Raw genomic sequence first — 19,945 nt, 5'->3', positions numbered from 1 at the left:
AATACATTAGAATTTTGGGATATCTAAATCAGCGATCTAGCCAACTTTTAAATTCCGATACTTTTTCCCTGCTGATCAGAATATCCTGGTCTTCACAATTTTTTAAAGTCACTTTCAGTCTACTATTCGAGTATGAGAAGATTTCCTGAATGGCGTGGGCACTGACCAGATACCTGCGGTTGATCCTAAAAAAATCATCCGGGTTCAACTGGGATTCTGTTTGTTCCAAAGTCCCTTCCAGCACAAATTTTTTACCCGCTACGGTCTGCAAAAATGTGACTCTTTCCTCACTGAAAAAATGAGAGATTTCCGCTATTGCTATGCTTTGAATCTTCTCTCCAAACCTGACTAGAAACCTGGATTTATAGGATTTATTGGGTGGAGAAAGCAGAGACTTTAGCATGTCCAGTTCTATAGTGGAACGAATCTCCTTTGCCTTAAACTTATCCACAGCTCTTTGTAGATCTTCCGGATCAATTGGCTTTAACAAATAGTCAATAGCATTTACCTGAAAGGCTTTAATTGCATATTGATCAAATGCTGTCGTAAAAATTATCGGTGTGGATAATCTGACATTTTCGAAGATTTCAAAACTGATTCCATCTGCCAATTGAATATCACAAAAAATCAAATCCGGAACTGGATTTTCACGTAACCATGCTACCGAACTTTTAACAGTGTCCAAATTTCCAAAAATTTCCGCAGTTGGGAAATACGGCTTGATTTTCTTCAGGAGCAGATTAAATGCAGGTTTTTCGTCTTCTATAATTAAAATCCTCATGTGGATAACTCTAAGATTGGTAGTTTGACAAGGAATTCATCTTCGGTCTGGATGACCTCCATTTTTCTGGTGGAAATGAGTTGATATCTCATTTTTATATTTTGTAATCCTATGCCAGTGGACGGTTCCGATTGGCTGGATTTCGGCTGAAAAGTATTGCTAATCCATAGTTCGTCCTGATTTCTATAGATGTGGATAAATAAGGGATTTTCATTGCTGATGATATTGTGTTTTATCGCATTTTCCAATAACAGCTGAAGTGAAAGTGGAGGAATCCATCCCTCTTGATCCTCAATTCCAATGGAAAACTGAAGACTGTCTTCAAACCTTATCTTCTGAAGCTCCAGGTAGTTTTTGGCAAAATTGACTTCCTTTTCCACTCCAATCAATTCTTCCTTTTGGGCTTCCAAAACGTAGCGATAAATCCTCGATAGCTTTTGAATGAAAGCGGCGGATTTGTCCGGGCTTTCATAGACTAAATTTGAAAGAACATTCAGCGAATTAAACAGGAAGTGTGGGTTCAGCTGATCTTTTAGAGATTGGTATTGGCTGGCCAGTTTTTCATTGCGAAGAATTTCCGCCTCCAGTGCTGACTTTCTCCATTCTAATAACCATGAGCGCGTGGTGAACAAAGCCATAAACACCAAGGCTATGCCCATGGGCATGAGCGCATAGTCGAACAGGTCTCTCCATGGTAAATTGTCAATTGTAACATCTCCCTTTATCAGAACATAGGAGGTCACCAGAACAAATGATACCAGAAATGCATAAGTCAGATAGGTGAAGCTCGTAAAGAATAGGCGCTTTACTGGATGATGGATCCAGGATATCTTATCGTCATAATAGGTTTCGACTTTGTTGCCTCCATAGCTCATAGCCACCGTGATGGCCAGGGAAAAAAGAAAATCCGGAAACAGCGCTTTGAGGCCATTCCAGGACAAAAAACACCTGGGACAAAAGAACAGCATCAAAACCATCACGATTCCTAAGTTGATCAGTATAAAGCTTGAGGTTCTGTGCCAAATTCCTCTATCTGGCCGATAGGTACTGTTTTCAGGTTTTACTGTCATGATGGGAATTTAGTTAAAAACAAAGAAATCCTATCGCTTAATAAAGTAGAGAAAGGATTTCTTTATAGGTTTTTCGGATTAATTACATTTAGAACTGACCTCTTCTGCCAGAGATTTTCCCCAGGTAGGGAGAATGTAAGATTCAGTTAGTTTTGCTTCCTCTTTTTCAAATATTTCCAAAGCCATTCTGGCCATCCCGCAGGCTTTCTCAGGTCCAGAGCCGAAAAATTGCGCCATTCCCAATTCCATCTGCGCCATGAGCGTCACAGCTCTTGGATTATCTCTGTCCTGGTTGATAGCCTTGCCAAATAGCTGCATGGCTTGAGGACTCATTTCCTGCCCACGGGAAGCAGGATCTACGCTTAGTTTTCCCATAATAGCATATCCATGAAGTGCTGTGATTTCAGAGTTGCCGGGAGCTATTGCATCAGCTTTTCGCACCAATTCTATAGCCTGGTCAAAGTATTGATCCTTATCTACCTCAAATCGAAAGGCGGCTATGATTTGATTATAGGCCGCATAATACAGCGGAAGCCATTCTTCATTTTTTGCCTCTGCTATGCGTAAAAACCCATTGGTGACTTGCTGGGAAGTAGCTAAATCTGGTATGGAATTCATGGCTTTAATTTGTTTTTGCATGGCTGCTTCGTAAGCTGGGTCGTTTGCAGATGCTACAGTTATCCACATCAAGAAAGCTGCGAGTGTTAGGATAGTTTTTTTCATGATTTTTGATTTTAAAGGTTGTTTAAATTATTTGCTGTTTTGTCTTTTGATAGGGTGAGGAAGACTCCTAGAAACAAGAATCTGGGTGCTAATTGTCCATTAGGGATAGATTCGAAGACACCCTGATCATTTGTACTCGGGCTAAAAGTATATCCGAATACGTTATCTCTTCCCAGGACATTGGAGCATGCCAGGTGTATGATCAGATTTGGTTTTGGCAGGTAACTCCAGGAAATACTTAGGTTTTGGAAATATTTTGTTTTCGAATTCATCTTTGAGTTATCCACATTTGGATCGGTATAGGTGTATCCGTCATTATAGGCGAAAGATGCCCCGATTTGAGATTTCAATGGCGAGATAAAATGCTTGACGACTAGGGAGAAATTATGCCGTGGGGCAAAGCTAGGCTGGACCTGAGTTTGGTATTGATGGAAACTTCGCTTACTGTCCACAAAACTATAGGTAACCCAATAGTCAGTCTCCTTGAAAGTCTTGCGGTCCCGGAAGAAAAAATCAATTCCTTTGGCATACCCTGCCCCCATGTTGGCGAGCGATTCCGGATTTTGTGCTGTTCCTTGAAATGTAACTAGTTGATCATAAGTCTTGTAGAAAGTTTCCGCCCGGAAGGTGTATCCTTCTTTTGAGTACAAATAATTTAAAATCAAGTGATTAGATTCGGTGTTTTTCAGATTCTGGTTCAGAACCCGATAATTTTCCTCCGGAAGTTGATGAAACTTTCCAGCTGCTACAGAAAGCTGGCCTTTTTCGCCCAGTTGGTAGGCAAGTGAGATTCTAGGGTCTATCCAGGTTTCATCTGACACCTCGCTATTACCTGCTCTTAAGCCTGTTCGGAGTACCAAATTCTTGTTGAAGTAGTAGTCCCATTCGGTAAATAGATAGGTTTCATGGTCATTGAAAGCTCGGCTTTGGTTTTCTTTTACCAGTTTTTCTGAGAAAGGATGAACAAAGTGTTCCACCCCGAATTTGGCAGAAAACCGGTCCGAAAAGTCCTTTATTCCGGTAGCCTTGAAGTGAAGCAGCTCACTTTCCCGCTCTACTTTCAGACTGTCATAGGTAATTCTGTCTTTGTTTTTGGAATAGGAGAATCCGGTGAAAATCATCCAATCATTTTTCAAGGCACTTCGCCAGTTGGCCTGTGCATAGGTATAATTATTCTTGAGGTCAATGAAAACTCTATTTTCAGAGCCGGGTAGGGGTTGCCAAAGTTTCATTCCTCCAGCTTCAGTTCTGGCCATAACCTTTAGCAGGCCATTTTTTCCGGTTTTCTTTTGCGCGGCCATCTCCACATCCCAGCTTTCAGGAGCTTTCTCAAAATCTAGGTTTTGTTTGATCAGTTCCTGGTATGGGCCCAGGTTAAAGTAATTGGCACTGGCAGTGATGCTTTGTCGTTCATTGGCCAAGGTATGGGAGTAGCCTCCTCCCACTGTCATCAGGCTCAAGTCACCTTGATTTCTGATCGAAAGATCTTTGGTGTTCAGTGCTAAAGCTGAAGAGAGCGCTTGACCATATTCTGCCGAATATCCACCGGTACTAAAAAATGTTCCTTTGAATAAATTGGGGTTGAAGCGGGTTCTGGTAGGTACATTTCCGGCGGTACTACCATAGGCATTGCCCACCTTCATTCCGTCTATATAAATGCCTACCTCACTGGCGTCGCCGCCACGTACAAATAAACGACCATCATTGCCCACTGTGCTGGTGCCGGGCAGGGTTTGGAAAGCTCCCATGATATCGCCCATGGCACTGGGTGTGGTGACAATATCCAGGGGTTTTAAGATGACTGATTTGCTCTCGTCGGATGCCTGCATTGCCCCGGCTGAGATGGTCACCGCATTCATTTCTGTGATCAGTTCGACCAGTTGAATATCAGGGACTGTGATTTCAGACTGCTCACAGTTAAGCTCTAGCTCCTGAGTTTTAAAACTTAAAAATTTGAAAACCAAAGTTTGTTTTCCCTGAAGCGAGGTTTCGAATTCGTAGCTTCCATCTATGGAGCTGCTGGTCCCGTCAAAGCTTCCTTTGATAAAGACATTTACGCCTGGTAGCGCCTGTCCTTTTTCATCCAGGATTTTTCCAGTAATCAGCGTTTGAGAAGAAACGCCTAGGTGGAAAAAGAAAAATAAAGCAGTTAAATAAAGTTGGCCGTTCATATCGTATCAATGTTTGACCCGAATATGAAGGCTTTGCGAAGTTGAAAAAATTCAACCTGACTGAAGCGTCAATTTTCCTGACTGAACTGTAAAAAGCCACACCTGAACTTTTGCAGATGTGGCCTCAGATACGAGCTACCTACCATTCCCTGCCCACTGGAATTACCTTCCAGTTTTGATCAAAATAGGGCGTTTGCTCATAAAACCAGCGGTAGATCTGGCGTGGAGATTTCGCAAAGTCGGCATTTGATGCTTTTTTTTCCTCAAATCTTTTGTTCAAATCCGAATCTTCGGCGAGCATTTTGGAGATCAGAGGTTCCATGATGTAAGTTTCCATGTACTCGGTTTGGGACAAAATGCTATTGAAATAGCCCCACTGGAAAAAACTGTCCACAGACTCCGGTTCCAATAGTATCACTGCTAGTTCGCCCAAAGCCTGCTTGGTTTTCACACGGACCGAGCCGGGTTGCAGCCTTACTTTTCTGTAAGATTTGCTCAGCTCAAAGGACTGAAAGCGCATCAGGCCCTCGTATGGCTGACTGACCATTTTGAATTCTTCCACTTTAGAAAACTCCAGTTGGATCTCCCTGGCCTCGTCCAAAACCTCCATTTCAATCCCGTGCTCCTCCATTTTATGGATTACTTCACTCCATTCTGCAGGGATCCAATAGGCTTTTGGCACTGGTACTGAAGCGGAAGCTTTATCCATCAGCAAGCTTGGTACCTGCTGGGTTATTGGTTCGCCTTTCCATGTCACGTATTCATTTCCTGTGATTTCTGAGGTTACTTTCTTTGAAGCAATGCCCAAAAAGTCCATGGAATCTGCCGGAGTGTCCCGGAAGGCATATTTCACTACCACGGACTCCATGCTTTGGTTCTGATCAGATTCTATAGCTTTTTGAAGGGATGCGAAATGCTTCCCCACAGTTTTGATGGCTTGTTCTAGAAACACATACGTTCCCAAAACCCGTTGTTCAAAAGGCTTTAGGGAATGATTTTCAATCAAAATTGCAGGCAGGTGCCGGATGTCTCCATAAGTGTGCGAAAAACGAGGGCTAAATGAGAAGGCAATATTTCCTTCGGTAAAGTCTTCTCCATTGGCTGCAAAAAGCAGTGGGCCTGGGATGTGCCCCTGATCACTCAAAGCTCCATCTACTTCAGGTTTGAAGTGGGAAGAAAGCCAGTTGGAAATCTCCGGTGAATATCCTCCTGTTTCCACAAAACCATAGGTGACATCATACTGGTAATCTGCTCCATCTGTGACATGGATGTCGATATACAGGTCAGGATCGTACTTGTTGATAACTTTGGCTATAGCTTGGACTCCTGCAGTTTCCAATTTGGTATAATCCCGGTTCAAATTCAGGTTTTGGGCATTGGTCCTCCAGCCCATCACTTTTGGTCCGCGCTGGTTTACGCGACCATATTCGCTTTTTCTTTCGTGCCCATCTACGTTGAGAATTGGGATAAAAAGGAGGTTGGCATGATCCAGGAGGTCTATTTTAGACCCTTGGGTGATATCGCGCAGGAGCATCATCCCCGCATCTTTCCCGTCAATTTCTCCTGCGTGAATTCCAGCTTGGAACAGTATCAAAGGTTTTTTGGATGTGGATAACTCTTCAGCTGTGAAGTCCTGATCTTTGGAAGCAATGACCAGCTGGATTTGTCTTCCTTGCTCACTTTTGCCAATGCTATTGATTTCCAGATAGGCAGAATTACGGGCCAGTTTTTCTATCCAAATCATGGTCTCCTCATAGGAGGGCGACTCTAAGCCGTCAGAGAGCTCAAAAGGAGTAACCCATTCGTTTGATTTTTCTACAATCAATTGCTTGCTTTTTCCATTCCAGGGCAAATAGGGAGGCATGATGTCCTGAGCAATGGCAGCGATGGGTAAAGAAAGTAAGGATAGAATGAAAAATAGGGTGGATGATAGTTTTTTCATGGTAAGGTGTTTGCTCAAATATCGTAAAAATTGGTGGAGTACCTTACGCATTTGGGATAAGCAGCCTTTCACTCTTTTGAAAGTTCGCTAGGCGCTTAACCTGAAAATAAAAAGCGCAGAAGTATCACTTCTACGCTTTAGTTCGATCACTTAGGCTTGCAATGCCGCTAAGCCATTTGCGTCGGGTTTATTTTTCAAGACTGAAGTGTCGTTCAGAATCATAGTTTCTCCACCCGATGGCGTGTATGCTTTCCACTGCGGAAGTGCTCCTGCATTGGGATTCCCAGTTTTCATAAATGCAAGCAGCGAAGCGGACATTTTCTGCGACAGCTTCCTAGGTCTATCCCCACCTCCGGTATGCGTGTACATTCTATCGGTGTTGTCAAACCAAAAGCAAATGTCTATGCAGTGGAAGGCTTTCATTCTGCCAGAATATAGCTGCGGCTCCCAACCAAACCATGCCAGATATACGGGGGCTTTTTGTTTGGCTTTGGCATTTGCGGTATTGATGGCTCCTTGACGGTTGGATAGCACCATGGCCCAAATATCTGCCGGCGAGGCTTCTGGGAAGTCCTGGCGATATGCATTGACAATTTTTTCAGAGGCCTCACCGAATCTAGGATGGAGTTGCTCCACTACGCCTGCCCAGTCTATCTTTTCCAGTTCGGGAGAAGTTCGAGTGGGGTTCCATTCATGGAAAGTAGTACACACCAGCATAGGAATAGCCGCCGTTTGCCCATTTGGATCAGCAAAGAACTCACCTTTTGGGAGATTCACTCCGTCAGCCACTGGGCTAAAGCCACCTCGGAAACCTGCATTGGGATGATCATTGCGCATTTTTTCCTGGGCTCTATTGGCTATATCGATATATTCTCTCCAGCTAAGTTCCTGAAGTTTGTCAATTTGATCCCTGCTGAGTCCTGCTTCTTTCAAGACATATTCTCCCAGTTTTTGGGAATATTCCTGAGGGGTAGCCTGGATCATCGAGCCGCTTAATGGCACGGCTCGGTGCACTAGCCCTTTAGCTGCAGGCATGGACATGGTGGCGGTTACTTTGGCTCCTCCTCCGGATTGGCCCATAATGGTCACGTTGTTGGGATCGCCTCCGAAATTGGCGATGTTTTCCCTTACCCACTCCAGAGAAGCGACGATGTCGAGCTGGCCTACATTTCCTGAATGGGCATATTTGGCCCCACCAACTCCGGAGAGATCCGTGAAGCCGATTGGGCCTAGCCGGTGGTTGATCGACACAAAAACTATGTCTCCGTTTTTGCTGATGTTTTCTCCGTGATAGCCATCTTGTTCTATGCCGTTTCCATTGGTAAATCCTCCTCCATGCAGCCAGACCAATACCGGTCTCTTTTTGCTGTCCAGTGCCGGGGTCCATACATTCAGCTTCAGGCAATCTTCGCTTACATCGTCGTAATTCCAATGATCCGCAAAGGAATAATCTACATTTGCGTAACGATTATCCATGATTTGCGGAGCTGTATTTCCCCACCAGATAGCTGGCTTCACTCCGTCCCACTTTTCTGGTTTTTTGGGAGGCATAAATCGGTTTTTTCCGGAGGTATCGGCACCATAGGGCACTCCAAGAAAAGTATAAACATCATTGAGAATGTAGCCTCGGATTTTCCCAGAATCGGTATTGGCTATGGCAATATCATCGCCGATTTGGAGAAACTGCCTATTACTTTGTTTGCTGGGATTGGCGTGGCCTTGGGCAGAAAGGGGAACCGTGGCGGCCAGGCCAAGTCCGGCAGTTCCTACGCCTACTTTTTTGAAGAATTCGCGTCTTTGGTTTTTCATGATTTTGGGTCTAATGGTAAGGGGTTGATTTTGAGAAATATACTGCCAATGAGGGGCGTGGTAAAGCGAAATTCCTTCAAAGGCATAATATTGTTTCAAAATGAAAAAATAGAATGAATAAAACAAAAAAAACCAGCCACCTTTCAGCAGCTGGTCTTGATTCTAAAATCTGATTTCTTGATACTTATGTCTAACTACTAGCGTCTTACTATTGCCCTACCATAAAGATCGCATTGCTCAAAAGAAGTTTGCCAGCTTCCCAGAAACCTCTGAAAATAGGATCATCTACAAAGTAGATCACATGGCCTCTCCCTACTCTTTCGGTCCCAATTGCCATGGATTCGCCCATTTTGGATTTGATTTTGTATCCAATATATCCGGTTCGGTAGGCCTCATTAGTAGCTATGATGCCTGCATTTACCCCTTTGGATAAATAGGCGAAGCGGGTAGAATTGTTTTTCAACGTATAGTATTTTCCGCCTGTACCATAGCCAAGGGGATGAGTTTCATCCATGCTGATCTCATAGATCGCACCAGCGGCTCCACCAGAAATCGCCACTCGCTCTCCTTCTTGATAGGGAGCTAATCGCTCTTCTTTTTCCAAATCCGAAGCTTCTTTTTCGGCGGCTTCCTTTTCCTCCTCCGTATCAAATGTCTTCAAATCAAAGCCTTCTTTGTTTGCAAAGGCATTTACGGCACCATCTAAGGCTATCATTTTCCCTCCTGCTCGAATCCATTCTGTCACATGCTCCATGGCTGACGCAGATAAGCCTGCTCCCCAGGTCGATGGCATGATCAAAACATCGTATTTGCTGAGGTCATACCGGCTTATATTTTCAAGCTCTAGATTGACCAGGGGATAGTTCAGCTCCTGCTCAAAAAAGTGCCAAATAGCCCCGTAATTCAAAGAGCTGGTTCCTGAGCCACCGATGAGCGCCACTTTGGGGGCTTGGATGATTCTGATATTTGGGGAGCCAAAGTCCTTTCCTTTATCCATGTATCCGCTCATGGTAGTAGCTAATGTCACCCCGAATTTATTGGCGATCTCGGTGACTTTCTGGTCAAAGTTGGCCACATATTCGTTGCCCCCTTTGGTGATCAAAAGTGATCCTGCAGCAAAGCTTTTACCTTCCACTTCGAAAGGAAATTCTGGGTATTTCACCCGGATTCCGGCATTCAGCAATGCGGACAAGAAAGCAACGTCCCGGGTTCCTTCCCATGCAGCCATGTAGGCTACAGGGGTATTACCAACTTGGTTGGCTGTAAATTCCGCTGCCTGGTAAGCCCCTGCCGGATCTATTCGGTTTTCCACTGCATAAGCTTCCAAGCCGTAGGCGTATGGCAATGCCCAGCTGGTGATATCATAGGTAATGCTGTCGTTTAGAGTTGGGTTTGGCTCAAAGAAAACCTGCGTCAACACTGACTTGGGCTGGTAAGCATTGATGATGATATCCTGATCCGTAGTGGCAAATGACTTTTCTTCACCACTTTGATAGGCAAAGCCTTTGAGGCCAGATTTGGAACCCGCTTTGCCATACTGTATTCCATTTTTATCCAGCAGCTCCAGCAACTTACCCACTTGAGTCGGATTGCTCTCCCCTTTGATCACGAAGCTCTTATACTTACCTATTGGATTAGAGGAATTTTCATTATAGAATTTCTCATACTCTGCCAAAAGCTTTTCAGCATTTTGGCTGGTGACCTCCGCAGCAGACATTGCTGCTGTATAATGCCCGGCGATCCTATAGCTCAAGGTCACCGTGTCACCCACAGCATTATATCCTCCTATGCCCGCTTGGCCTCCACCGCCTTGCTCTATGGTCATTCCTATGGCACCGTTAAACATGGGGTATGAATCTCCATAAGAGGGATAGAGCAGGTCAAAACGCTCTTTGGTGAAGTAAAAACGCCCAGCTTCATCGAAGTATTTTGCCGTATTTCTTCCAAAGATATCCTGAAACTCGTGCTGCCACTCGGTCAATTGCTCATGCAAAGGCTCCGCTGCAGGAGCCATGTAGAAGGGGTTATTGATTCCCTGCTCATGAAAATCCAGGTGTAGCTGTGGTAGCCATTGGTTGTACAGCTTCATTCTCTGTTGAGATTCGACCTGGACCTGCCAAGCCCAATCCCGGTTCAGATCAAAAAGGTAATGATTGGCACGTCCTCCCGGCCAAGGCTCGTTATGCTCTACGGATTGCAGATCCGGCTGGAGTGTGGTATTCATTTTTTGGTTATACCAGTTGGAATATCGGTCACGGCCATCAGGATTAATGCAGGGATCTATGATGATTACTTGGTTTTTCAGCCATTGCTGAGCTGTTTCATTGGCGGGATTTGCCAGGGTATAGAAGGTAGAAATGGCAGCTTCCATACCCACGGCTTCATTGCCATGTACATTAAAGGACATCCAGTTGATTGGAATAGAAGTGGTTGGCTCTCCTTCCAAGATGCCAGCCCTTCTCAAATTGTCCTCGCGGATTTGCTCGATTTTGGCCATGTTTTCTCCGGAAGAAATGATCGCTACCAGTAGTGGGCGTTTCTCGTTAGTTTCTCCGTATTGTAGCAGTTTGATGTTTGGATTATTGGCCGCCACATGCTCGAAGTAATCGACCATGCGGTGATGTGGGGTAAAACGATCACCGGGCTTATAACCCAAAAACTGCTCGGGTGTCTGGATCTGCGCCCAGGAGCTTAAGGTGATCGAAAAAGCGAAAATGCTCAGAAGTATCAGTTTTCTCATAAAGTTGGGGGTAAAATGCGCTCCGAAAGTTAAGGCGAATTGGATTTTGCCGCTATACCAATTAAAAAAAAGCTAGGGGCTTTACGCCAAAGCGATGAGAATAGCCAGTAAATACCCTCCTGAGTCCTTAATGTGACAAAAGTTCCTGACCCTTAAGCAGGATATGTTCAATTTTGAAGTAGAATTTAAAACAACAAGGAAGATGTATTTTCAACACGTATATGATAAGACCCTTGCGCAGGCAAGTTATTTTATTGGCTGTCAAGCCAAAGGAGAGGCCATCGTCATCGATGCCCAGCGGGATATGGATGTGTACTTGGAGATCGCCAAGCAAAACAACATGAAAATTACCCACATCGCTGAGACCCATATCCATGCGGATTTCTTAAGTGGATCCCGTGAGTTGGCTGCAGTGACCGGGGCCAAGATGTACCTATCAGATGAAGGCCCGGCCGAATGGCAATATGAATTTGACCATGAAGGGCTGAAACATGGGGATAAAATCACGGTAGGAAACCTTTCTCTGGAAGTGCTCCATACGCCAGGGCACACACCGGAAAGTATCAGTTTTTTGTTGACTGATCATCCGGCTACGGATCATCCTGTCATGGTGTTCACGGGAGACTTTGTGTTTGTAGGTGACGTAGGCAGACCGGATTTGTTGGAAAAAGCAGCAGGAATAGCGGGCACTCAAGAGCAGGGTGCCAAGCAAATGTACGAATCCATACAGCGTTTTGCGGAGCTTCCAGAATATGTGCAGGTGTGGCCAGGGCATGGTGCAGGTTCAGCCTGCGGCAAAGCTTTAGGATCCGTTCCGAGCTCCACTGTAGGATATGAGAAAATCAGAAGCTGGGCTTTTCAGTTTGCTACTGACCAAAAGGGATTTGTGGATTATCTTCTGGATGGTCAGCCAGAACCTCCTAAATACTTTGCGATGATGAAGCACCTGAACAAGGTGGACAGACCGCTTCTGGTAGAAGTACCCAAGCACACCAAGCTGAGCAAAGATCAGTTTCTCCAAGCACAGCAAGATGGACTGAAAGTCATAGACACCCGAAATAAGGTGGATTTCGCCAATGGCTTCCTGCCGGGAAGTATCAATATTCAAGGAAATAATTCCTTCTCTACCTGGGCAGGCTGGATTTTAGATTATCAAGAACAGTTTGTCCTAGTGGCCAAAGAAAGCGATATGGAGGATCTGACCAGAAAGCTGATGAGAATCGGACTGGATAATATCTATGGATTTATCGAGGACGTTTCTAGTCTCGGCCAAGAGCTGCAAACTGCAGATCTGATCGGCCTAGAGGAGTTTAAGGATTTACTTGGCAAAGAAGAAGTGCAGGTAGTGGACGTGAGAAATACCACAGAGTTCCAGACTGGTCATGTGCCAGGTGCGGATCATGTTTTTGTGGGTACGCTGGAAAATAATCTGGACAAAATCAGTAAAAACAAGCCAGTCCTGATTCACTGTCAAAGTGGGGATCGTGCCGCTATTGCTTATTCACTTCTTCGCAAAAATGGGTTTGATCAGGTGAAGAATTACTCCGCAGGAATGAAGGAATGGAAAGCCCTGGGAAATGAAATAGTCACTAAATAAACAAAAATAGATATGGGTTTTTTCTCAGCAATATTCGGAACTACAGACAATACCAAATTGTCAGAAGCAATCCAAGAAGGCGCATTTCTGGTAGATGTGAGATCAGCAGGTGAGTTTGCGTCTGGAAGCGTGAAGGGCGCGGTCAATATCCCTTTGGATAGCGTAGCTAGCCAGTTAGGTAAATTCAAGGGAAAGAGAAACATTGTGGTATTCTGCCGATCAGGAAATAGAAGCAGTCAAGCAAAAAGTATTTTGGAGCAAAATGGCTTTCAAAATGTCATCAATGGAGGTACTCACCAAAATGTCAGTCAATGTGTTTAAAAAGGATATTGGCGGAGAAATTCACTCATTCTACTTGTTGGATTGGTGTATAAATAAAATGGATTAGTTGAAAAGCTGCTATCAACCTATAGTAGCAAATGCCTGGTAAATTTTACCGGGCATTTATTATTTCAACATGCTTACCGGTGTTGTTTTACCATGAAAATCGTAAATCATACCTTCGATTTACTTATTAAAAGACAGGAAATTACTCTCGCTACTTCAGGAAAATCTTTCCATTTTCCCTGCTGTAGGTCTATTGGGCCCGCGGCAAGTAGGGAAAACTACGCTTGTCAAAGACCTGAAACTCGATAGAGAAAGTATTTACATAGATCTGGAAAAAGCTTCTGATCGGACTAAATTGGTAGATGCGGAGCTTTTACTCATTACTTTAACAAGAACAGGGACGCATCGCGACTTATTTTAAGCATGACTTTGTGGTTCTAAACTTACCCAAAGGCCTACAGCACTTCATGGAAGATACCGGAGCTGAAGAAGGAGTGGTGATTTGCAGAATCGAAGGAGAATATCCGCTTTCGGAGAAGGTGAAGGCGGAGGGGCTGAAGGAGTTTTTGAATAAATTGAAATCTCCTTCAATAAAATCATCTAAATAAGAAAATTGCCGTTTATCACTGCCCCCCCCCCCCATTAATGAAAATTTTTGGTGCAGGAAGGTTTTAAAAGCTTAGAATTAAGAAATTTTAAACATCAATCATATGAAAAATTTAAAGATTTTGTTTGCTTTAACAACACTGTTTGCATTGCCTACTTTTGGAATGGCATGTAGTGGAACATGGTACACATGTGAAAATTTAGAGGAGTTTTTAATTGAGGTGGCAGAAAACTGTCCCTGTGATGGTGGAATGATTATCCAAGATTGTGATGCAGGTATGATCGAGTTAGATTATAGCTGTGTGGATTAATGTTTTAAATTCCATACCGACTGTCTGTCGGTATGGAATTGTAATTATTATTTAAGTATAAATGAGAAGAATCTATTTTCTTTTTTTGATTACGTGCTTATCATGCAATAAGAAACAATCAAGTGACTCTATTTCTTACAATGTGAGTAAAATATCTATTGATATAGGAAATTCTGGGCTTTCTTCAAATCTACCATTTCCTTTCTTCAATGACATAAATAACCTATTCATTTATGATGATTTCACTAAATCGATACTTATATACTCACAGTTAGATTCTACTTTTTCTGAAATGATCTCTTTTAGCAACGAGAATAGATTTGAAATATCTGATATGCAGTCATTTATAGTGACTGACCTAGGGTTATTCACTTTTAGCCCTAATCACATTATTCACGTAAATAAATCTGGAGATATAAATAAAATACTAGTAGAGGATTTAGTCAACAAAGAGTCTGGAGAATTTTTAGACTATGAATACAAAATACAATTTAATTTTACATTTGGAAATAATATAAGTTCATTTAATGATAAAAATGGGGTTTTATACTTTCTATTAAAGAAAAATGATAATTATAAAATTGCTGAATATAATATTCATTCTCCTAGGGAGACTAGGCTTATTGATGTCATAGATAATGGATTAATAGCTGAACATAAAATAGGAAACCAATTTACTGGGAAAGTTTCATTAAGTAATGCTGTAACCCCTATATTGACTTATGCAAATGATAAGCTAATCATTTCCTATCCTTTTGAAAACTATCTTCAAGTTTTGGACTTGAATACAAATAAAATAATTAAAGTAACTCCAAATTCCACCCTATACCCAAATTCTAAGGTAAAGCAGGTAATTCTTAAAGATCAATTGGCAGAGTTTGTTTCCAAAATAAAAGATTGGAATAATGACTATTCCTTTGGTCCGGCTTATTGGAATGAACAAAATAGGGTCTATTACCGGGTTGTAAAAGGGGAGTCGTCACATTTAAATCCATTTGATGGTGATTTATATATCACATTTTTTAATGAGAGTTTTGATTTAATTAATGATGAGGAAATTTCGAAAAGTAATAGACATACATTTGAATATTTCGGTTCACCAGAAGCATTATTTGTAAAACAGATTTCTGATTCAGAGGATGATCTCAATTATACTAAGATTTCTATGTAGAGTTACCATTTTAAGAAGATGTTTGTTTTTCCTTGCTCTTTTAGTTTCTTGTGGACCACATTCGGACGATAATAATACAATTAATAATAAAGAAGTCATTTCTATCCCCATTTCGGATAATTTCTCGAACACCTATTCAGTTGCCTCAGACAATTTTAATGAGGTGTTCGCCGGGTATTTTCTCCAAAGGAATTCCATTGATCTAATCGATTTAAAGATGAAGGAGAGTCTTGGCCAAGTCCAACTTCAATCTTCCAACTCTACTACAGTCACTCAAGGTGGAGGTCTTACTATTACTGCAAAAGGGTATTATTATAAAACACATAATCAGCTTTTTTATTTTCCTGAAGGCTCTAATGAACCAGAGCTAAACTATCCACTGAATTCTGAACTCTCCTTTGGTGGGGAAACATTTTTCAATTCTGCTCAAGGGATTGTCTCAGTTTTAAATGATATTTCTCCTATTCCACTATTTCAAGATCACCTGGTTCTGCCAATGTTTAGCCTGGAAAAGCCATTTCGTTTTGCAGGAGTTTATCTATTGTCAGATCGATTCGAAGTGAAAAAGGTTGTTCCTATTGACTTGGATCTGGACTTTATAGAAAATCTAGCCCTTTATGAAGGGCTTCAAAACCCTTTTATTTCTACTGACCAAAACCATATTTATTTCCAATTTCCATTTACTTCAAATGTGATCAAGCTGGATCCTGAATCTGGAAATAAGGAGATGCTGGATGTGCCGGGGAATTTCATCCAAGGAAGAATTGATCCATCACACTTTGTGAAAGGTGAGTATCATGCAAGGTCGATCCGGTACTCAGCGCAGTTTTGGGATATTGTTTGGGATCCCTTCCGGGAAGTGTTTTACAGGATTGAAAAGGAAGAGCATTTCGATGAAAACGGAGAACGAATCAATACCCGTAGAGGAGATCATTGGATCAATGTAATTTCTCAGGATTGGGAGGTCTTAGGTCATTTCAAACTGCCAGATGATCACTTGGCGCGACCTTATGTAGCAGAGAATGGTATCTACTTTCAGCGATCAAATAGTGATAATGAGTCGGAACTCAGGTTTGCTTTTTATTCAGAGTTGCCATTGAAATAAAGAGTCATGCAACCTACCGCTTCTCTGCCTGAAAGCTATTGATAATAGCGGTGAAATTGGGCTTTACTTTCTCGAACTGATCCGCTGGGGCAGTTCCGGTGATTTTGAAGGTTTGATTCAGCTTTTGGTACATGTAAAAAACCCCGAGGTGCTCACCATTCTCACCATGCGAAAATTTCACCCAGCTCGCTTTTGTTTCGTCTATGGTGGTGCTGCCGTTTTCCAGCACACCTAGGTTTGAAAAGTCCTCAGTCAAAATGTAGCGTATTTCAAAAAGAAAATCCTCTTCAAAGGACTGCTTTCCACCTAAGGATTCTAAATAGTCGGCTCCTTTGGCACTCTCTACGTAGGTAAGGGAAATGTAGGTGTCTTGGTTATCAGGTGACTGGATAATATAATCGTAGCCGTCGTCTTTGACCTGCCAGCCTTCCGGTAGGCTATAGCTGAACTTGATTTCGGGATCTGTGACTTCAACTCTATTTTGTGCTGTGGCGACCAAGGGCAGCAAAGCTATGGATAAGATTACGAGCAGGCGGTGAATCATGATGATTTTATAGTTGGGAACAGAAATTACCTGAACTAATATATCCATGATGACGCGGGTATTAAAATACTGTGTTCTGATTTAAGGATAATTAAGAAATTAGAAATAAGACCTAGAAGCTCTTTGATTCATCAAAAACTACACAAAAGCCTCTCTCAGGTACTTTGCAGTATAATTCCCTTCTTCTTTCATCATATCTTCCGGTGTTCCTTCAAAAGTCAAATAACCGCCTTTATTTCCGCCTTCAGGTCCCAGATCAATTACCCAGTCTGCCGATTTGATCACTTCGGTATTGTGCTCGATGATGATGACCGAGTGGCCTTGATCAATCAGGGCATTGATGGAATGGAGGAGTTTATTGATGTCATGGAAATGAAGCCCTGTGGTCGGTTCATCGAAGATAAAGAGAATAGGATTTCCTGCTTTGGTTCCCCCCTTGCCTAGAAAAGAAGCCAGCTTTACCCGTTGAGCTTCTCCACCTGAAAGGGTATTGGAGCTTTGTCCCATGCCGATATAGCCAAGCCCGACTTCCTGCAAGGGCTGAAGTTTATTGATGATCTGGGTTTTTCCCTTGAAGAAATCCAAAGCTTCATCAATGGTCATGTCCAGTACTTCGGAGATGTCCTTGTCTTTGTATTTGACATCCAAGATTTCATTCTTAAACCGCTTTCCTTTGCAGGATTCACAGGTCAAATGAATATCTGCCATAAACTGCATCTCAACGGTAGTAGTCCCCTCACCGGCACAGTTTTCACAGCGACCTCCATCTACATTGAAGGAGAAAAATGCTGGTTTGTAGCCTCGCTGTTTAGAAATAGGCTGTTCAGAAAATAGCATTCGTATCGCATCGTAAGCTTTCACATAAGTCACCGGATTGGAGCGGGAAGACTTACCGATTGGATTTTGATCCACAAACTCTACTTGCGAAATGGACTTGTAATCACCTTCTATCTTGTCGTATTTTCCGCTTTCGTCTATGACGGTTCCCAACATTTTGCCTAAGGCAGGATAAAGAACTTTCTTGATCAAGGTGGACTTTCCAGAACCGGAAACCCCAGTTACGCAGGTAAGCGTGTTTAGCGGAAATTTGACTGAAATATTTTTCAGGTTGTTTTCCCGGGCGCCTTTTACCGTGATGGTATCCTTCCACTTTCGGTTGCCATCTTTTTTGAAAATCTGCTCCTCATTACGTAGGTATTTGGCAGTATAGGTCTGAGCAGAAGTCATCAGTTCTTCGATTGGGCCCTGAAAAAGTAATTCCCCGCCATTCACACCTGCGTCTGGACCGATGTCGATGATCTGATCGGCAGCTTTCATTACTTTTTCCTCATGCTCAACTACGATCACGGTGTTGCCTAGGTCACGAAGAGTCTTCAATACTCCGATCAAGCGATCGGTGTCCCTTGGGTGCAAACCTATGCTGGGTTCATCTAAAATATACATGGATCCTACCAGCGCAGAGCCCAGAGAAGTAGCCAATTTGATCCGCTGAAACTCTCCTCCGGAAAGGGTGGAAGTCAATCGATTCAGCGTGAGGTAACCCAAGCCAACTTGATCCATATATTCCAATCGACTTTGGATTTCCTTTAGCAGGCGATTGGCGATTTTGGCCTGATGCGTAGGGAGTTCTAATTCATTGAAAAAAACAAGTGCCTCATCTATAGGCATGAGTACCAGGTCTGTGATGGATTTTCCCTCTATTTTGACGTAGGAAGCATCTTTGCGTAAGCGCGTTCCCTTACAATCTGGGCAAGTAGTACGACCACGGAAACGGGAAAGCATCACACGGTACTGAATCTTGTGCGTTTTGGTTTCCAGATCTTTAAAGAAAGCGTTGAGGCCTTTGAAATATTTATTTCCAGTCCACAGCAATGCTTTTTCCTTTTCTGTCAGATCTTCATAGGCTCGATGAATGGGGAAATCAAACTCGATTCCCTTTTTCAAAAGTGGCTCCACCCAAGCTCTTGAAGACTCACCACGCCAAGGAGCAATGGCACCTTCGTAAACCGAAAGGTCTTTCTCGGGAATGACCAGATCCGGATCGATACCTAGCACATTTCCAAAACCTTCACAGGTGCGGCATGCCCCATAGGGATTATTGAATGAGAAAAAGTTGACTGAAGGAATTTCAAATTGCATTCCATCGAGCTCGAAGCGATCCGAAAAGCTTTTGGTTTCCTTACCTGGAATAGTGATTTTACAATCTCCATGGCCTTCGAAAAGCGCTGTTTGTACTGAATCGGCAATTCGGAATTGATTATCCTCATCTTCCTTGTGCACGGCCACACGGTCTATCAGGATCTCGTATTTTCCCTTTTGGATTTTCTTTTCCTGAAGTAGGTCTTCTACAAAATGCGCTTCATCATCGATCAAAATTCGTGTATAGCCTTTTTGCAAAAGCAATTCCAGCTCTTGGTTGATCTTCCTTCCGCGCTCAATTTGAAGCGGACAGGAAATCATGACTTTGGACCCTTCTTCAAATGACTGGATATAGTCAACTATGTCGGTGACAGTATGGTGTTTTACTTCATTGCCCGAAACTGGCGAAATGGTTTTGCCCACACGGGAGAAAAGCAGCTTCAGGTAATCGTAGATTTCGGTAGTGGTTCCTACTGTCGATCTAGGATTTTTAGTATTGACTTTTTGCTGGATGGCGATGGCCGGAGCCACTCCTCTGATGTATTCCACATCTGGTTTTTCCATCCTGCCGAGGAATTGACGGGCATAGGAACTTAGGCTTTCCACATACATTCTCTGGCCTTCGGCAAAAAGTGTATCGAAGGCCAAGGAAGACTTACCAGAACCCGATAGTCCCGTGACTACCACAAATTTGTTTCTGGGAATCGCGACGCTCAGGCTTTTCAGGTTGTTCACCCGGGCGTTTTTGATGATGATGAATTCTTTGGGATCGAGTGAGTCGATGTCTGTTTTAGCGGATAAAGTGCTCAAAGTCATAGCTGGCAAAGTTACGAAAGGAACAGAGGAACTCCTTACAAAGTTTTGTCTGTAAGGCAAATTGTCAGATCTAATGCGTATCAGCTAAATTGG

At 42.9% G+C, this 19,945-nt stretch carries 16 protein-coding genes; 7 read left to right on the top strand and 9 right to left on the bottom strand.

Features of this window, described 5'->3' with window-relative positions:
* Positions 1-28 precede the first annotated feature (28 nt).
* The 7 genes from PBT90_RS18165 to PBT90_RS18135 all read right to left on the bottom strand — a co-directional run bounded on the left by PBT90_RS18165 (position 29) and on the right by PBT90_RS18135 (position 11,236).
* On the bottom strand, positions 29-781 hold the full coding sequence (locus PBT90_RS18165; RefSeq protein ID WP_264807914.1) for a LytR/AlgR family response regulator transcription factor: 753 nt from the start codon (positions 779-781) through the stop codon (positions 29-31).
* Complete coding sequence (locus PBT90_RS18160; protein WP_264807913.1) at positions 778-1,851, bottom strand: sensor histidine kinase; 1,074 nt, start codon at positions 1,849-1,851, stop codon at positions 778-780. The genes PBT90_RS18165 and PBT90_RS18160 overlap by 4 nt, the downstream gene beginning before the upstream one ends.
* A 78-nt stretch (positions 1,852-1,929) precedes the next feature.
* Positions 1,930-2,574, bottom strand: coding sequence for a tetratricopeptide repeat protein (locus PBT90_RS18155; protein WP_264807912.1), 645 nt, complete (start codon positions 2,572-2,574; stop codon positions 1,930-1,932).
* 11 nt (positions 2,575-2,585) lie between these two features.
* Positions 2,586-4,745: a TonB-dependent receptor gene (locus PBT90_RS18150; RefSeq protein ID WP_264807911.1), complete on the bottom strand. Its 2,160-nt coding sequence runs from the start codon at positions 4,743-4,745 to the stop codon at positions 2,586-2,588.
* A gap of 139 nt (positions 4,746-4,884) precedes the next feature.
* Positions 4,885-6,687, bottom strand: coding sequence for a M14 family metallopeptidase (locus PBT90_RS18145; RefSeq protein ID WP_264807910.1), 1,803 nt, complete (start codon positions 6,685-6,687; stop codon positions 4,885-4,887).
* 150 nt (positions 6,688-6,837) lie between these two features.
* Positions 6,838-8,496 carry a carboxylesterase/lipase family protein gene (locus PBT90_RS18140; RefSeq protein ID WP_264807909.1) on the bottom strand — a complete coding sequence of 553 codons (1,659 nt, stop codon included), beginning with the start codon at positions 8,494-8,496 and terminating at the stop codon, positions 6,838-6,840.
* 208 nt (positions 8,497-8,704) lie between these two features.
* Positions 8,705-11,236 (bottom strand): M14 family metallopeptidase, encoded by a 2,532-nt coding sequence (locus tag PBT90_RS18135; RefSeq protein ID WP_264807908.1) that lies wholly within the window; start codon positions 11,234-11,236, stop codon positions 8,705-8,707.
* 202 nt (positions 11,237-11,438) lie between these two features.
* Here PBT90_RS18135 and PBT90_RS18130 point away from each other — a divergent pair, with 202 nt between their 5' ends.
* The 7 genes from PBT90_RS18130 to PBT90_RS18100 all read left to right on the top strand — a co-directional run bounded on the left by PBT90_RS18130 (position 11,439) and on the right by PBT90_RS18100 (position 16,353).
* The gene (locus PBT90_RS18130; RefSeq protein WP_264807907.1) at positions 11,439-12,833 is read left to right on the top strand and encodes an MBL fold metallo-hydrolase; all 1,395 of its coding nucleotides are present in this window, start codon (positions 11,439-11,441) and stop codon (positions 12,831-12,833) included.
* A 12-nt stretch (positions 12,834-12,845) separates the two neighbouring features.
* Positions 12,846-13,154 (top strand): rhodanese-like domain-containing protein, encoded by a 309-nt coding sequence (locus PBT90_RS18125; protein ID WP_264807906.1) that lies wholly within the window; start codon positions 12,846-12,848, stop codon positions 13,152-13,154.
* A gap of 172 nt (positions 13,155-13,326) precedes the next feature.
* Positions 13,327-13,581 (top strand): AAA family ATPase, encoded by a 255-nt coding sequence (locus PBT90_RS18120; protein WP_333482161.1) that lies wholly within the window; start codon positions 13,327-13,329, stop codon positions 13,579-13,581.
* 10 nt (positions 13,582-13,591) lie between these two features.
* The gene (locus PBT90_RS18115) at positions 13,592-13,768 is read left to right on the top strand and encodes a hypothetical protein (protein WP_264807905.1); all 177 of its coding nucleotides are present in this window, start codon (positions 13,592-13,594) and stop codon (positions 13,766-13,768) included.
* 102 nt (positions 13,769-13,870) lie between these two features.
* On the top strand, positions 13,871-14,077 hold the full coding sequence (locus PBT90_RS18110) for a hypothetical protein (RefSeq protein ID WP_264807904.1): 207 nt from the start codon (positions 13,871-13,873) through the stop codon (positions 14,075-14,077).
* A gap of 142 nt (positions 14,078-14,219) precedes the next feature.
* A complete protein-coding gene (locus PBT90_RS18105; RefSeq protein WP_264807903.1) occupies positions 14,220-15,248 on the top strand; it encodes a hypothetical protein in 1,029 nt (342 codons plus the stop codon).
* 217 nt (positions 15,249-15,465) lie between these two features.
* The gene (locus PBT90_RS18100) at positions 15,466-16,353 is read left to right on the top strand and encodes a DUF4221 family protein (RefSeq protein ID WP_333482151.1); all 888 of its coding nucleotides are present in this window, start codon (positions 15,466-15,468) and stop codon (positions 16,351-16,353) included.
* 13 nt (positions 16,354-16,366) lie between these two features.
* Here PBT90_RS18100 and PBT90_RS18095 read toward each other — a convergent pair whose 3' ends face one another.
* Both PBT90_RS18095 and uvrA read right to left on the bottom strand, forming a co-directional pair.
* Positions 16,367-16,945 (bottom strand): PsbP-related protein, encoded by a 579-nt coding sequence (locus tag PBT90_RS18095; protein ID WP_264807901.1) that lies wholly within the window; start codon positions 16,943-16,945, stop codon positions 16,367-16,369.
* 90 nt (positions 16,946-17,035) lie between these two features.
* Entirely contained in the window at positions 17,036-19,852 is a 2,817-nt protein-coding gene (gene uvrA / locus PBT90_RS18090; RefSeq protein ID WP_264807900.1) for an excinuclease ABC subunit UvrA, read from the bottom strand.
* Positions 19,853-19,945: the final 93 nt, after the last annotated feature.

This window comes from Algoriphagus sp. TR-M9, from assembly GCF_027594545.1.
In the GTDB taxonomy this organism is placed as follows: domain Bacteria; phylum Bacteroidota; class Bacteroidia; order Cytophagales; family Cyclobacteriaceae; genus Algoriphagus; species Algoriphagus halophytocola.
Note: the sequence above shows the minus strand (reverse complement) of the source record. Positions and strands in the feature narration are given on the sequence as shown.